Genomic DNA, 1036 nt, shown 5'->3' on the forward strand with positions numbered 1-1036 from the left:
GCTGCCGGTACACAGGACGAGGGTGCTCCACAGGCGGGCGACAGGAAGGCGTGTCCCCGTCCGCGCGTGATCGACACTCACCGCTATGGACCTGCACCGCCGCGCGACCGGTGACGTGACCGATGTGGCGCTGCGCGGTCTGGTGAGGCGCGGCGAACTGGTCCGCGTGAGCCGCGGCTCCTACGGCCCCGGCTCGGAGTGGGCGTCGGCATCACCAGACGAGCGCTACCGCCTGCGCGTGCTCGGAGTCATGGCGGGACGCACCGCGGTGGCCGTCGCCAGTCACGAGTCCGCGGCGGCGCTGCATCGGCTCCCCCTTCTCGCTCCCGACCGAGACCGGGTGCACGTGAGCGTCGACGGTCGAGGAGGTGGTGCGTCGACGAGGAGGGTCGCCGAGCACCGGGTCCCGCTGTCCCCGCTGGACGTCACCACCGTCGACGGTGTGCAGGTCACGACGCCGACGCGGACGGCGCTCGACATCGCGTGCACGGTGGGACTCGATCGTGCGCTGTGCGCTGTCGAGTCCGCACTCCGCACGGAGGCGCCGGATCTGCAGGAGTGCCTCGCACGGCTCGGGCGCCGTCGCGGCATCGCCACCGCCCGCCGCGCGGTGGACCTCGCGAGCCCTCTCACCGAGAGCATCGGCGAATCGTGGAGCCGAGCCCTGATGATGCAGTGGCCCGAGATTCCCTCGCCGAGGCTGCAGCATCGCTTCCTCGACGATCGTGGTCGCATCGTGGCCCGCACCGATTTCGAATGGGACGGTCGGCTGGTGGGCGAGTTCGACGGGCTGATGAAGTATCGCGGCGGAGCACAGTCGGTGATCGACGAGAAGCTGCGCGAGGACGTCCTCCGCGCGCTCGGCTGCCATGTGGTGCGGTGGACGTGGGACGACCTGCGTCATCCCGAACGGCTACGGCGTCTGCTCGCGGCCGGGATGGCCATCGCGTTCCGCTGACGCCGGAGGTCTCTGGGTTCCCGCTGCCGTTCCGTGTTCCCGCGGACGCTGCAACCCCTCCTCGAGTACGGAACCCCT

General features: G+C 70.8%; 1 protein-coding gene. It reads left to right on the top strand.

Annotated elements, in window-relative coordinates:
* Positions 1-85 precede the first annotated feature (85 nt).
* Positions 86-958: a type IV toxin-antitoxin system AbiEi family antitoxin domain-containing protein gene (locus ASG69_RS20150; RefSeq protein WP_056443680.1), complete on the top strand. Its 873-nt coding sequence runs from the start codon at positions 86-88 to the stop codon at positions 956-958.
* Positions 959-1036 lie beyond the last annotated feature (78 nt).

The sequence above is a fragment of the Rhodococcus sp. Leaf225 genome, from assembly GCF_001426145.1.
Classification (GTDB): domain Bacteria; phylum Actinomycetota; class Actinomycetes; order Mycobacteriales; family Mycobacteriaceae; genus Rhodococcoides.

What these genes read in the sequence shown, in the direction of transcription:
- ASG69_RS20150 (WP_056443680.1), top strand. Translation starts at nt 86, where the DNA reads ATGGACCTGCACCGCCGCGCGACCGGTGACGTGACCGATGTGGCGCTG.